This is a genomic window from Streptomyces sp. NPDC020801, from assembly GCF_044334385.1.
Taxonomy (GTDB): domain Bacteria; phylum Actinomycetota; class Actinomycetes; order Streptomycetales; family Streptomycetaceae; genus Streptomyces.
Map to the genome: position 1 here is coordinate 384001 of NZ_JBIRST010000001.1, position 12958 is coordinate 396958.

General features: G+C 72.3%; 14 protein-coding genes. 7 read left to right on the forward strand and 7 right to left on the reverse strand.

Annotation, left to right across the window (positions count from 1 at the left end):
• Positions 1-18: 18 nt before the first annotated feature.
• From ACH4UM_RS01820 to ACH4UM_RS01850, 7 genes are all read right to left on the reverse strand, one after another.
• Positions 19-747 carry a TetR/AcrR family transcriptional regulator gene (locus tag ACH4UM_RS01820; RefSeq protein WP_398173560.1) on the reverse strand — a complete coding sequence of 243 codons (729 nt, stop codon included), beginning with the start codon at positions 745-747 and terminating at the stop codon, positions 19-21.
• 215 nt (positions 748-962) lie between these two features.
• The gene (locus ACH4UM_RS01825) at positions 963-1373 is read right to left on the reverse strand and encodes a VOC family protein (RefSeq protein WP_398172448.1); all 411 of its coding nucleotides are present in this window, start codon (positions 1371-1373) and stop codon (positions 963-965) included.
• Between the two features lie 176 nt (positions 1374-1549).
• Positions 1550-2314 carry a succinate dehydrogenase iron-sulfur subunit gene (locus ACH4UM_RS01830; protein WP_398172450.1) on the reverse strand — a complete coding sequence of 255 codons (765 nt, stop codon included), beginning with the start codon at positions 2312-2314 and terminating at the stop codon, positions 1550-1552.
• Entirely contained in the window at positions 2314-4068 is a 1755-nt protein-coding gene (gene sdhA / locus ACH4UM_RS01835) for a succinate dehydrogenase flavoprotein subunit (protein WP_398172452.1), read from the reverse strand. Before sdhA ends, ACH4UM_RS01830 begins: the two co-directional genes overlap by 1 nt.
• A 24-nt stretch (positions 4069-4092) precedes the next feature.
• Positions 4093-4572 (reverse strand): succinate dehydrogenase hydrophobic membrane anchor subunit, encoded by a 480-nt coding sequence (locus tag ACH4UM_RS01840; RefSeq protein WP_398172454.1) that lies wholly within the window; start codon positions 4570-4572, stop codon positions 4093-4095.
• Between the two features lie 5 nt (positions 4573-4577).
• The gene (sdhC, locus tag ACH4UM_RS01845) at positions 4578-4958 is read right to left on the reverse strand and encodes a succinate dehydrogenase, cytochrome b556 subunit (RefSeq protein ID WP_398172456.1); all 381 of its coding nucleotides are present in this window, start codon (positions 4956-4958) and stop codon (positions 4578-4580) included.
• A 167-nt stretch (positions 4959-5125) separates the two neighbouring features.
• Positions 5126-5641 carry a 2-oxo-4-hydroxy-4-carboxy-5-ureidoimidazoline decarboxylase gene (locus ACH4UM_RS01850; protein ID WP_398173562.1) on the reverse strand — a complete coding sequence of 172 codons (516 nt, stop codon included), beginning with the start codon at positions 5639-5641 and terminating at the stop codon, positions 5126-5128.
• Between the two features lie 180 nt (positions 5642-5821).
• Here ACH4UM_RS01850 and ACH4UM_RS01855 point away from each other — a divergent pair, with 180 nt between their 5' ends.
• The 7 genes from ACH4UM_RS01855 to ACH4UM_RS01885 all read left to right on the forward strand — a co-directional run bounded on the left by ACH4UM_RS01855 (position 5822) and on the right by ACH4UM_RS01885 (position 12833).
• Positions 5822-7465, forward strand: coding sequence for a glycoside hydrolase family 20 protein (locus tag ACH4UM_RS01855; RefSeq protein ID WP_398172458.1), 1644 nt, complete (start codon positions 5822-5824; stop codon positions 7463-7465).
• A 152-nt stretch (positions 7466-7617) separates the two neighbouring features.
• A complete protein-coding gene (locus ACH4UM_RS01860; protein ID WP_398172460.1) occupies positions 7618-8217 on the forward strand; it encodes a hypothetical protein in 600 nt (199 codons plus the stop codon).
• A gap of 251 nt (positions 8218-8468) precedes the next feature.
• Positions 8469-8870 carry a hypothetical protein gene (locus tag ACH4UM_RS01865; protein WP_398173564.1) on the forward strand — a complete coding sequence of 134 codons (402 nt, stop codon included), beginning with the start codon at positions 8469-8471 and terminating at the stop codon, positions 8868-8870.
• Between the two features lie 332 nt (positions 8871-9202).
• On the forward strand, positions 9203-9820 hold the full coding sequence (locus tag ACH4UM_RS01870) for an RNA polymerase sigma factor (protein WP_398172462.1): 618 nt from the start codon (positions 9203-9205) through the stop codon (positions 9818-9820).
• Positions 9821-9880: 60 nt separating this feature from the next.
• A complete protein-coding gene (locus ACH4UM_RS01875; RefSeq protein WP_398172464.1) occupies positions 9881-10645 on the forward strand; it encodes a hypothetical protein in 765 nt (254 codons plus the stop codon).
• Between the two features lie 407 nt (positions 10646-11052).
• Complete coding sequence (locus tag ACH4UM_RS01880) at positions 11053-11715, forward strand: RNA polymerase sigma factor (RefSeq protein ID WP_398172466.1); 663 nt, start codon at positions 11053-11055, stop codon at positions 11713-11715.
• Complete coding sequence (locus ACH4UM_RS01885; protein ID WP_398172468.1) at positions 11715-12833, forward strand: extensin; 1119 nt, start codon at positions 11715-11717, stop codon at positions 12831-12833. Before ACH4UM_RS01880 ends, ACH4UM_RS01885 begins: the two co-directional genes overlap by 1 nt.
• The last annotated feature ends 125 nt before the right edge of the window (positions 12834-12958 follow it).

The following is a 12958-nucleotide window of genomic DNA, read 5'->3' on the forward strand; positions in this document are numbered from 1 at the left end:
GTGTCCACCCGAAAGCGATCACCCTGCCCCGGCCCGCCGCCCCTTGCCCGCCGGATCCGGCAGCACCCTGGTCATCCCCGGCAGGAAGTCCGTGAACAACTCGTGGACCTCGTGCACCAGTGGCCGCAGCACCCGGAACCGGGCCAGTGACACCCCCCGAGCGGTGAGCCGCGCTCCCCGCTCGGCCAGCCGGTAGCTGCGCTCGCGCCCCTCGATGCGGTCGAAGACCCAGTACAGCACGAGCCCCATCTGCGCGAGCCACATCAGCTCGGGCAGTACCTCCCGCAGCTCCTCCGGCACCTTGGTCCTCGCCCCGTACAGCACCTGCTTGTGGACGCTGATGGCCGCCAGGCGCGCGTGCTCGGACTCCGGGGAGAAGGGGCTGAGCGGGCTGTCGGGATCGGCGGCGTTCTTGAAGAACTGCACCGCGAACTCGTGGTACGGCGTGGCGATGTCCAGCCAGGCCTTCAGCACGCCGGCCAGCCGCGCCTCGAGGTCGGTCTCCGTGGCCAGGACCTCCCGGACCGCCTCCCGGTGCTCGGCGGCGATCCGGTCGTAGAAGCCCTGGATCAGGTGTTCCTTGCCCTCGAAGTAGTAGTACGCGTTGCCGACGGAGACCCCGGCCTCCCTGGCGATGGCCCGCATGGTCGTCTTGTCGTAGCCGCGCTCCTGGAACAGCCGCATGGCCGTCTCCAGGATGAGGGCGCGGGTCTGCTCGGACTTGCTCGGGGCCGGAGCCGGGGCCACGCCCTCACCGGGGCCGTCGGCGTTCCCGTGGTTCCCGTGGTTCTCGTTGTTCGGGTCGTTCGGGTCGTTCGGGTCGTTCGGGTCGTTCGGGTCGTTCTCGTCGTTCGGGTCGTTCTCGTCGTTCTTCGCGGGCACGCAGAGAGCCTAGCCAGTGGGGCGGACGCCGCCGTCACGGCCGGACGGGCAGTACTCGACGGCGCCGCACGACGCCCGGCTCAGGGGCGGCGCCCCAGCTCCGGCCGCTTGCCGTAGTCGGTGAAGCCGATGACGTTCCCCCAGGGATCGGCGATCTCGACCGTCCAGCCGGTCGCCCCTGAGTACGGCTCGTCGAGCAGTTCGATCCCGGCCGCCCTCAGCTCCCGCGCCGCCGCCCGCGCGTCGGCGACCTCCAGCCATACACGCGGGGTGAGCCAGGGCGGTGGCCGGTGCCCGAGCGCCTCCTCCTTCCTCAGCAGGATCCCCGGCGCCTCGCCCCCGACCTTCAGCCCCGCGATCCCGGCCTCGTCCAGCCGGAACCCCACCACGAACCCGGCGCGTTCGTAGAACCCCACGGCCTCACCGAGGTCCCCCACGGACAGCAGCACGTTGTCGAACCCGAGCAGCTCGTACGATTCGTCATCTGACATGCCATCAGATATTAGGCGCGTACCGGCGCGGAACCGCGCAACGACGCGGACCCCGCAACGACGCGGACCCCGCAACGACGCGGACCCCGCAACGACGCGGACCCCGCAACGACGCGGACCCCGCACCGGCCGGCAGCCGGTGCGGGGTCCGCGTCGTCGTTGCGGCGGGGCCGGGCTCAGAAGCGGCGCGTGATCAGCGCGCGCTTGACCTCGGCGATCGCCTTCGTGACCTCGATGCCGCGGGGGCAGGCGTCGGTGCAGTTGAAGGTGGTGCGGCAGCGCCAGACGCCGTCCTTGTCGTTGAGGATCTCCAGGCGCTGCTCACCGGCCTCGTCACGCGAGTCGAAGATGAAGCGGTGGGCGTTGACGATGGCCGCCGGGCCGAAGTACTGGCCGTCGTTCCAGAACACCGGGCACGAGGACGTGCAGGCCGCGCACAGGATGCACTTCGTCGTGTCGTCGAAGCGCTCGCGGTCCTCGGCCGACTGCAGGCGCTCGCGCGTCGGCTCGTTGGTGTCCTTCGTGATCAGGAAGGGCATCACGTCCCGGTACGCCTGGAAGAACGGCTCCATGTCCACGACCAGGTCCTTCAGGACCGTCAGGCCCTTTATGGGCTCGACCGTGATCGGCTTCTCGGGGTTGATGTCCTTGATCAGCGTCTTGCAGGCCAGGCGGTTCTTGCCGTTGATCCGCATGGCGTCCGAGCCGCAGATGCCGTGGGCGCAGGAGCGACGGAAGGTGAGGGTGCCGTCCAGGTCCCACTTGATCTTGTGGAGGCCGTCGAGGACGCGCTCCTTGGGGTCGATCTCCAGCTGGAAGTCTTCCCAGGTGGCCTCGGCCGAGATCTCCGGGTTGAAGCGGCGGACGCGGAAGGTGACCGTGATGTACGGGGACGCGGCCTGGGCCTCCGCCTCGGCCTTGTCCAGAACAGGGGTTGCCATCAGTACTTACGCTCCATCGGCTGGTAGCGGGTCTGGACGACCGGCTTGTAGTCGAGACGGACGGTTTCGGACCCGTCGGCGCCGACCTCGCGGTACGCCATGGTGTGGCGCATGAAGTTGACGTCGTCGCGGTTGGGGTAGTCCTCGCGGTAGTGACCGCCGCGGGACTCCTTGCGGGCCAGGGCGGAGACCGCCATGACCTCGGCCAGGTCCAGCAGGTTGCCCAGCTCGATGGCCTCCAGCAGGTCCGTGTTGAACCGCTTGCCCTTGTCCTGGATCGCCACGTTCCTGTACCGCTCGCGCAGCTCGGCGATCTTCTCGACCGCCGTCTTGATCGTCTGCTCGGTGCGGAACACCATGACGTTGGCGTCCATGGTCTCCTGCAGCTCCCGGCGGATGTCCGCCACCCGCTCGGTGCCGGTGGAGGTCCGCAGCCGCTCGATCTGCTCGACCACCAGGGACTCGGGGTCCTCCGGCAGCTCGACGAAGTCGGCCCTGGCCGCGTACTCCGCGGCCGCGATGCCGGCCCGCTTGCCGAACACGTTGATGTCCAGCAGGGAGTTGGTGCCCAGGCGGTTGGCGCCGTGCACGGACACGCAGGCGACCTCGCCGGCCGCGTACAGGCCCGGCACGACCGTGGTGTTGTCCGCGAGCACCTCGCCCTGGACGTTGGTCGGAATGCCGCCCATCGCGTAGTGCGCGGTCGGCTGGATCGGGATCGGGTCCGTGTAGGGCTCGATGCCGAGGTACGTCCGCGCGAACTCGGTGATGTCCGGCAGCTTGGCGTCCAGCTGCTCCGGCGGCAGGTGGGTCAGGTCCAGGTAGACGTGGTCGCCCTCGGGACCGCAGCCGCGGCCCTCGCGGATCTCGGTGTAGATCGAGCGCGACACCACGTCACGCGAGGCGAGGTCCTTCATGACCGGCGCGTACTTCTCCATGAAGCGCTCGCCGTCCTTGTTGCGGAGGATGCCGCCCTCACCGCGGGCGCCCTCGGTCAGGAGGATGCCCATGCGCCAGATGCCGGTCGGGTGGAACTGGAAGAACTCCATGTCCTCCAGCGGCAGACCCCGGCGGTACACGGCGGCCTGGCCGTCACCGGTCAGCGTGTGCGCGTTGGACGTCACCCGGAAGAACTTGCCGCAGCCGCCCGAGGCGTAGATCACGGCCTTCGCCTGGAAGAGGTGGATCTCGCCGGTGGCCAGCTCGTACGCCACCACGCCGGCCGAGCGCTTGACGCCGTCGACCTCGGTGATCAGCTGGTCCAGGACGTAGAACTCGTTGAAGAACTCCACGCCCTCCTTGACGCAGTTCTGGTACAGCGTCTGGAGGATCATGTGACCGGTGCGGTCGGCCGCGTAGCAGGAGCGGCGGACCGGGGCCTCGCCGTGGTTGCGGCTGTGACCGCCGAAGCGGCGCTGGTCGATGGTGCCGTTCGGGGTGCGGTTGAACGGCAGGCCCATCTTCTCCAGGTCGAGGACGGAGTCGATGGCCTCCTTCGCCAGGATCTCGGCGGCGTCCTGGTCGACCAGGTAGTCACCGCCCTTGACCGTGTCGAAGGTGTGCCACTCCCAGTTGTCCTCCTCCACGTTGGCCAGCGCGGCGGCCATGCCGCCCTGCGCGGCGCCCGTGTGGGAGCGGGTGGGGTAGAGCTTGGTCAGGACCGCGGTGCGGCTGCGCTTGGTCGCCTCGATGGCGGCACGCATACCGGCGCCACCGGCGCCGACGATGACGGTGTCGTACTTGTGGATCTTCATCAGGAAATACCTCGGTCCCGGGGCCTAGCGGATGTTCGGGTCGAAGGTGAAGATCACCAGCGTGCCCAGGAGGATGGTCCACACCGTGGCGGTGTACAGCAGCGCCTTCAGCCACAGCCGGGTGTTCGCCCGCTCCGCGTAGTCGTTGATGACGGTGCGCAGGCCGTTGCAGCCGTGCAGCATCGCCAGCCACAGCATGAGCAGGTCCCAGACCTGCCACCAGGGGGAGGCCCAGCGGCCCGCGACGAAGGCGAAGCCGATCTTGGAGACACCGCCGTCCAGCACGAGCTGGATCAGCAGGTGCCCGAGGACCAGAACGACCAGGACGACGCCGGACAGCCGCATGAACAGCCAGCCGTACAGCTCGAAGTTGCCCCGGGTCGACTTCGGGGTCTTCTTGGTGCGCTTGCGCGGGGCCTCGATGAAGGGCGCCGGGTTGTCGACGTTGTAGGAGCCGCCCTCGACCGGGCCGACGCCGGAAGCGGTGGTTTCAGTGGTGGACATGTGCGTCAGCTCCCGAACACAACTCGAGCGGCGTGGCCCAGGACGGGGTAGATCGCCCCGATCATGAGCAGGACCCAGACACCGACGACGGTCCAGAGCATCTGCTTCTGGTAGCGCGCGCCCTTGGCCCAGAAGTCGACGGCGATGACGCGCAGGCCGTTGAGCGCGTGGAAGAGGATGGCGGCGACGAGGCCGTACTCCAGGCACGCGACGATGGGGGTCTTGTACGTGGACACGACCTTGTCGTAGTCCTCGGGGGAGACACGCACGAGTGCGGTGTCCAGCACGTGAACGAACAGGAAGAAGAAGATGAGGACGCCGGTGACTCGGTGAGCCACCCAGGACCACATTCCTTCCCGGCCGCGGTACAGCGTTCCAGCCGGCACGGAAGAACCCTCCGGGAGCGGGGATTAGGGCCGCGCCGGCTTCACTGTCGGTCGGGCCCGGCCGGGTACGGTCCACCGGCCCCCAGCATCGTATCCATGCGTCGGCGCGACGCTTACGGGGGGCCTACCCGTGTGATCAAACTGGCACTCAAAGGTGCACGGACGGGTTAGCGGGGGGCGCCCGCGGAGGGGGCGTGCCGCCCCTGGGTGGCGCGTACCAGCCGTCCCCGTGCGAGGCGCCGGAGTTCCTCCGCCGTCACGACCCGTTCGTCCTCGGGATCGTTCGCCAATCGTGATCGGATCGCCGCCAGCAGGCGGTCGAGGGCCTCTCCGGGGGAGACGTCGTCCAGACAGATGACGAACACGTGTCCGAAGCGGCTCTCGTATGCGGCGTGCGCGGCGGCGAGAGCCGTGTGGGCGGCCGAGTACGCGTCGTCGGGCAGCGTCGGCAGCGACTCCGCCGCCAGGGCCTCCGCCAGATCCGCCGGTCGCAGGTCGTACGCCGCCTCGTCCGCCGCCGCGAGAAGCGCGGGCAGATCCGGGTAGGGACGGTGGTCGGCGACCCGTCGGGCCCAGCGTGGGCTGTGCAGGCAGGTCAGGAGAGTGCGGTGGGCCTCGTCGGGGGAGGCGGTGTTGAAGTGCTCCAGGTTCTGCGCGGGCAGCGTGGGTCCTCGGCGTGGGATGCGGTGACGGCCCCTGTGGGCGTCCCGTGTGTGTCGGCAGGGGATGCTGTGAGAGATGTGCCGCTACGTTATCGGGTGTGCTCATGACGTGTCCGGTCGATGCCCGAATTTCACTCGGACGGGAGAGTTTGGGAACGTCTGATGGACGCACGCCGTGCGTCCAGGTCTTAGGTTGGGGACGTGAGTCAGCACAGGCACCGGGCTCCGAGGCAGAAGGTGCAGCACAGGCAGGCACTGGCCGGCGGGGCGTTCGCCGTGACGGTCGGGCTCGGCGTCGGCCTGGGCGTATGGGCCTCCGGCGGCGACGACTCCCCGGCGGGTTCGGCGCAGCGCACCTCGGACGCCGCCGCCACGGCCTCCTCCGCCGCCACTCCGAGCCCCAGTCCCACCCGCAGCTACCCCCTGTCCCAGGCGCCGCGCACCATCCCCGCCGTGCGCTCGCACACCGCGGCCCGCGGCCCCGGCTGGCGCCCGGCGCACGGCGAGCGGGTGGTCGTGAGCGACGCGTCCCTGGCCGACGAGGGCAGGCTGATAGCCGGTGAGCTCGGCCTGACGTACGCGGGCCAGAAGAACGACGTGCGCGCCGGGGACGTACGCCTCGCGCTCAGCGGAGGCGAGGGCGGGAACCCGGAGTCGTACGGCATGACCGTGCGCGGCGGCCGGGTGGTGATCAGCGGGCCGGCCGACGCGGGCGTCTTCTACGGCACCCGCACGCTCAAGCAGGAGGTGCACGGCGGCGGCACCGCGCCGGAGGGCGTGGTCAACGACGCGCCGGCCAAGCCGCGGCGCGGCTTCATGCTGGACATCGCGCGCAAGCCGTACACGGCGGGCTGGATAGCGGACCGCATACGCGAGCTCGGCGACCTGAAGTACAACGAGCTCGGCCTGCACTTCTCCGACGACCAGGGCTTCCGCATCCAGTCCGACACGCATCCGGAGATCGTCTCCAAGGACCACCTCACCAAGGCGCAGGTCAAGCAGCTGGTCGACCTCGCCGGCAGCCGGCACATCACCGTCGTGCCCGAGATCGACTCGCCCGGCCATCTGGGCGCGGTGATCGCCGCCCATCCCGACCTGCAGCTGCGCAACGCGCAGGGCGTGCCGACGCGTGGCGCCATCGACATCTCCAAGGACCAGTCCGCCCAGATCGTCGACGACCTCATCGACGAGTACGCGGACGTCTTCCCCGGCGGCTACTGGCACCTCGGCGGCGACGAGTACCAGGCGCTGACCGTGCGCGACCCCGAGGCGTCCTATCCGCAGCTGGCCGCCGCCGCGCAGAAGGCCTACGGCTCCGGCGGCACCGTCGCCGACCTGACCACCGGCTGGCTGAACGACCGCGCCGCCACCGTCCGCAACCACGACCGCACCCCGCGCGCCTGGAACGACGGCTTCCTCCGCAACACCTCCGTGCAGCCGGCCAAGGACATCGAGGTCGCCTACTGGACCGGCAAGGAGCTCGGCGCCCGCCAGCCGGCCGAGTACCTCGCCGCCGGCCGCAAGGTGCTCAACCACAACGACGAGTTCCTCTACTACGTCCTGGGCCAGCCCCAGACCTTCGTCTATCCGACCGGGCAGCGCATCTACGAGCAGTGGACCCCGCGGGTGCTGCGCGGCACCCAGGCCGTGCCGGCCCGGTACGACGCGCAGATACCCGGCGGCTCCTTCGCCGTGTGGTCCGACCTGGCGAACTCCCAGACCCAGGACCAGGTTGCCGCCGGCATCCGCATGCCGCTGCGGGCCACCGTCCAGAAGCTGTGGGACCCGGGGAAACCGGCCATGTCCTGGGCGGAGTTCAAGGCGCTGGCGGGCCGGCTGGGCTGACCGGACCCGTCTGCGCCGCGGCTGGCCGAAATCTTTTCTTCCGTCTCCACCCTCGACTGCGTGTGATGGCCGTGTGACACTACCGGGCGGTCGCACGCAGTAAGGGCAAGTGTGGGCTCCGTAAAGGTCGGCGCCCTGGCAAGGAGGCGTGAATGAGCCTGGTGGAACTGATCGCGCAGGCCGACGAGCGCGGACTGGCCGCCAGCGGGCTGGCTTGTTTGGATCGGTGCGTGCCGCTGCTCGGCGGGGACGACGAGGTGCTGCGGCCGCTGTGGGGTGCCCTCACGGACGGCAGTGGCGGTGACTGGGCCGAGCGCCTGGAGCAGGCGCGCGGCGCGCTGGACGCCGCCGGTCCGGAGGGACCCGCCGAGGACGAGGCCGCGGTGCTGGCCCGCCGGATGCTGGCCGCCGCGCCGGCCGCCCGGTCCGCCGCCGAGGTGCGGGTGTGGGCCGACGCCTGCTCGGTCGCCTCCCTCCAGATCCACCGGCTCCTGGACCCGGCCGAGGACGCCGCCTCGGTCGACTCCCTCCCCCAAGCTCTCGAACTGGCTCGAGCAGGGGGGACCCCCATCGAGGGCCGTACCGAGGGCATGTCGCCGCTGGTCGCCGCCGAGCTGCGGCGCCAGGTCACCGTCCTCGAACTCCTCGCCGACCATGGCCAGGCCGGCCTCCGCCAGGCCCTGGAGGTCTCCACGGAGGGCCGCCGGGTCCTGCGCGCGGTGGTGTCCCGCCGGGCACGCGGCCGGGTGTGAGCCCCAGGCAGACACGGGCGCCCCGGAGGCGAGGAGGGGCGGGACGGGACGTTGCGGGTCGGGGCGAAGACGGGTCGGGGCGAAGACGGATCGGGGCGGGGCGTAAACCCTCAGCCGTGGAAGGGTCCTGTGACCGTCGTGGCCGTCCTGCGGGCGCCGTGGGGTAGTCCTGCGGCGGTTGTCCGAAGCCGCCGGATCCGAGTGACGGAAACCACGCCTGCCTCGCTCTTCCCAATGTGACAGCGCAGTATGTGACGACTCAGCAGCAGGCCAGGCCGAACGCCGCCGCCAAGCCGGCGCGGTGGGCGGCGGACACCGTGGCGGCGATGCGCGAGGGCGCCCGGCTGCGCCTGGACTACTCGGCGCAGAGCCTGTGGCGCGTGGACCGCGTCATCGACGAGATCCGGCGCGAGGGCACCCCGTACGCCGCCGTGGAGAACGCGCTGCGCGGCTTCGGCGCCTACGCCGGTGAGGTGATCGCCCGCGAGGGCGGAGCCGAGTGGTGGGCGACCGGCGGCGAGCACTGGATCCGCACCCCGGACGGGCGGCTGTGGGACCCGATCGAGGAGGCCCGCCGCTGCTACGACGGTCAGGGGTCCCTTCGGCTGCTGTGCCGGGACGCGATGGCGGCGGAGCACTCTCCGCGGCCCTGAGACAGCCGGGGTCCCGCCCACTGCACGGACCCCGGCCGGGAACGGCCCGAGGCCGTCCCGAGGGTTGAGGGTTACGGGTCGGCATCTGGCACTTCCCCGTCCCCGCCACTCGCTGCGACGCCGTCCGGCTCAACACCGGGCGGGGCCAACGGCGTCGTCGGCGGGGCGACACGGCGTCAGAAGGCCGCGGCGGGTGCGGGTGGGCGGCCGGAGGCTGTGACACTTCGGTGAGGCCCGACGCTGATGACCATGGGCCGTGCGCACTGCCGGTCGTATGGCACGGTGCGGGTTCGGCAGAACTCGCTTGGCGCTCGGTACGAACGAGGACAGTGTTGGGCCAGGGAGGGGAACCGCGCCGCGTGCAGGCGTATGACGGGGAGTTGGGCGCGGCGGTGGCGCGGGCCCAGGAAGGTGACGAGGCCGCCTTCGCGCTCGCGTACCGGATCGTGCAGCCAGGACTGCTCGGCTATCTCCGCGGGATCGTCGGCGACGAGGCCGAGGACGTGGCGTCCGAGGCCTGGCTGGAGATCGCCCGGGACCTGGGCCGGTTCAAGGGGGACGGGGCCGGCTTCCGGGGGTGGACGGCGACCATCGCCCGGCATCGCGCCCTGGACCATCTGCGGCGCCGGCGGGTACGTCCCAGGGCGACGGCGCCGGAGCAGGACGTGCTGGACCTGCCCGCCCCGCACACCGCCCACGACCAGGTCCTTCAGTCCCTCTCCACCGAGCGGGCCCTCGAACTCGTCCGCGCCCTGCCGCGGGACCAGGCCGAGGCAGTGCTGCTGCGCGTCGTGATCGGCCTCGACGGGCCCGCCGCGGCCCGGGTCCTGGGCAAGCGGCCCGGCGCGGTGCGCACGTCCGCGTACCGGGGGCTGAAGCGTCTTGCCGCCCGGCTGGGTGTGGCAGGTGTGACGGAGGACCGTCCCCGGACGCCGGGGGAGTCGAAATGAGTGGCAACGGCGGCCCGAACCGTATGGAGGGTCGACCGTCGGACAGAGGTGGATACGGGCATGGGTGAACGGCAGAGCGACCGCAGTGCACGCGGCCGTCGGCGCGTGCACCCGGACGGTGCCGGGCCAGGGGTCGTGGCCGGGACGCGGGACGCGGGTGTCCCGCCGGAGGCGCTGCTCGCCGCCGCGCTGCGCGTGGGCCCCCTGGACGCCGCGGCCGAGCAGCGGGCGGTGGAGGCGTTCCGGGCCGCCCGGGCCGCCGGAGCCGACCGGGCGGCCCGGACCCGGCGCCGGGACGACTGGCGCCCGCGTGAGCGCCGGCGGGTCCGCCGTGAGGTGAAGGCGACGATCGCCCTGTTCCTGGCGAGCCTGACGCTGGGTGGTGTCGCCGTCGCCGCGATCGGCCCCGCCGGGTGGCCGGGCGCCGAGCCCGGGGGCGGGCCGCGGTCCTCGCCGTCCGCCGCCACCCCAGCCGGCACCTCCGAGGAGAGGCCCACGGCCGGTTCCCGTACGCCCGGCGCCTCCGCCACGCCCAGCCGTCCGGACACCGCCCGGGACACCGAGGCGCACTGCCGCGCCTATGAGCAGGTCAAGGGCCGCGGCAAGGCACTCGGCGCCACGGCCTGGCAGCGGCTCGTCGCGGCCGCGGGCGGCGAGGAGAACGTCACCGCCTACTGCGCGCAGCGGCTGGAGCGGGCGGCGGCCGGGAAGGGCGCGGACAGGGGCGACGGCACGGGGAAGGCCGGGAAGGCCACCGGCACACCGCAGGACCCGCGAAGAAACCGTTCGAAGGACGCCGGCCGGGGCAGCGGGAAGAACGGCTGATCCGGCGCGCCCGGTTGCCGCCTCCGGAGCCCCGCACCGCATCCGGCGGGCCCGGTTTCACGCACACCCCCGTGCCGCCGAGGCAACGGCCGGGGCCGCCACCCCCCACAGGAGAGGCCCCGGCCGTCGCGCGGCACGGGCCGCGCGGCGGCCCGTACTTCCTACAGCGCCGATGGTGCGTTTTCTGTCACACCTCACCCCCACATCAGTTAGTTGCACGTTGTACGGTCATGGACGGCAGACGGTTTCAGGCCGTAACGTGCCTTTCGCGCCGGGGCGGGGCCGGCGCATGACCACCGCAGCAGGCTGCGGCCTCGAACACCGCAACCATCCATTGAGGAACCACGACGGCGAGAACCCGGCCCGCGAGAGCGACGCCGGTTCAGGCGCAAGGAAGGGCACCACGGGTGCTGGGGGACGACGCGGAGCTGACCGCCGCGGTGCTTGCGGCACAGGACGGGGACGAGACCGCGTTCCGGACTGTGTACCGCGCCGTGCACCCGCGGCTGCTGGGATACGTACGCACGCTGGTCGGCGAGCCCGACGCCGAGGACGTGGCCTCCGAGGCCTGGCTCCAGATAGCCCGCGACCTCGAGCGCTTCAGTGGGGACGCCGACCGGTTCCGCGGCTGGGCCGCCCGGATCGCCCGCAACCGCGCGCTCGACCACATACGGATGCGCGGCCGCCGCCCCGCGATCGGCGGCGACGAAACGGAACTGACCGGCAGGGCGGCGGAGTCCGACACCGCGGGCGAGGCCATGGAGGCCCTGGCCACCGGCAGCACCCTCTCGCTGATCGCCCAGCTCCCGCAGGACCAGGCCGAGGCCGTCGTGTTGCGCGTGGTCGTGGGCCTGGACGCCAAGACCGCCGCCGAGACGCTCGGCAAGCGGCCCGGTGCCGTACGCACCGCCGCGCACCGCGGCCTGAAACGGCTCGCGGAACTCCTCGGTGGCGATCCGGAATCCGCCGGCGCGCTCGACGCGCTGCCGCCCCCACGAGAACCGCGTGGCCGCGCGGTGACGTCCGCCGGTGTGACGCATACACGCGCCCGGACGCAGAAGGACATGTGATGGCCGACGAGCAGTACCGATGGCTGGACCGCGATACGGCGGAGCGCCTGCTGCGCGGAGAGCCACTGGACAACGTCGACCCCACCGTCCGTGACCAGGCCGAACGCCTCGCTCAGACACTGAAGGCACTGTCCGCCGAGCCCTTCGCCGCGCCCTTTGACAAGTTCTCCGCCGGGTCCTCGCCGGCCGGGGCCGAACTGCCCGGCGAGGCCGCCGCGCTCGCCGCCTTCCGCAAGGCGCGCGCGGAGCAGGCCGGCGGCCGGGCCTCCCCCGGCCGTCCGGACACCGGCGACGCCGCCGAGGCCACCGCCGACCCGGCGGGACTCGTCCGCATCGGCGCGCACGCCGCCCCGGGCACCGGGCGTTCCCCGCGTTCCCGAAGTCCCCGCCGGGGCCGTCGCGTGCGCCTGGCGCTGTCCCTGGCGCTCGCCGCCGGCGCGGTGGGCGGGGCCGCCGCGGCGGCCACGACCGGGGTGCTGCCGACGCCGTTCGGCGGCGACGAACCCGGCCCCGCCGCCTCCGTGTCGGCCCAGGCGACGCCCGACCGCCCGCTGGTCTCGCCCTCGCCGGACGGCACCGTCAGCCACGGGGCGGGCACGGTCACGTCCGGCGGCGCCACGGGGGGCCCCTCCGACGGCTCCGGCCGGAACACCGCCGGCGGCGGCAGCACCCCCGGCCACGACTCCACCGCCGGTACCGACGACGAGCAGGACGGCCACGGCTCCCGCTGGAGCCGCCTGGCAGCGGCCTGCCGCGACCTGCGCGACGGCAAGGACCTGGACTACGGCCGCAAGCACGTCCTGGAGGGCGCCGCCGGGGGCGCGACGCGCGTGTGGACGTACTGCAAGGACGTCCTGAAGACGGTCGACGGCCGCTCCGGCGACGCGGGCGGCAGCGGCAAGGGCGGGAACAGGGGCGGCGACGGCAGCGGCCGGGGCGGCCAGAACGGTCATGGGCACAAGGGCGGCGGCCAGGGTGGCGACGACGAAGGTGGCCACATAGGGGCCGGCATCCCGGGCCAGGACGCCACCACGCCCCCGCCCTTCGGCCCACTGCGCCAGGGCCGGACGGCCACGTCCGTGCCAACCGCTCCGCACCCCACCTACAGCGCGCTGTGATGCCCGGCGGCTGAGCAGACGGGCGCCCCTCGCCCGTCTGCTCCGCCCGTCGCCCCGCGCGGGTCTCCCTTCCCTCTCCCCCTCCTCCCTCTTCCCCTCCCGCCTCCACCCTTCGTCTCGTCCTT

Excerpts from the sequence above, each read along its gene's own strand:
- ACH4UM_RS01885 (WP_398172468.1), top strand. The coding sequence starts at position 11,715 with ATGGCCGACGAGCAGTACCGATGGCTGGACCGCGATACGGCGGAGCGC.
- sdhA (WP_398172452.1), bottom strand. The coding sequence starts at position 4,068 with ATGAAGATCCACAAGTACGACACCGTCATCGTCGGCGCCGGTGGCGCC.
- ACH4UM_RS01875 (WP_398172464.1), top strand. The coding sequence starts at position 9,881 with ATGGGTGAACGGCAGAGCGACCGCAGTGCACGCGGCCGTCGGCGCGTG.
- ACH4UM_RS01840 (WP_398172454.1), bottom strand. The coding sequence starts at position 4,572 with ATGTCCACCACTGAAACCACCGCTTCCGGCGTCGGCCCGGTCGAGGGC.
- ACH4UM_RS01830 (WP_398172450.1), bottom strand. The coding sequence starts at position 2,314 with ATGGCAACCCCTGTTCTGGACAAGGCCGAGGCGGAGGCCCAGGCCGCG.
- ACH4UM_RS01825 (WP_398172448.1), bottom strand. The coding sequence starts at position 1,373 with ATGTCAGATGACGAATCGTACGAGCTGCTCGGGTTCGACAACGTGCTG.
- ACH4UM_RS01860 (WP_398172460.1), top strand. The coding sequence starts at position 7,618 with ATGAGCCTGGTGGAACTGATCGCGCAGGCCGACGAGCGCGGACTGGCC.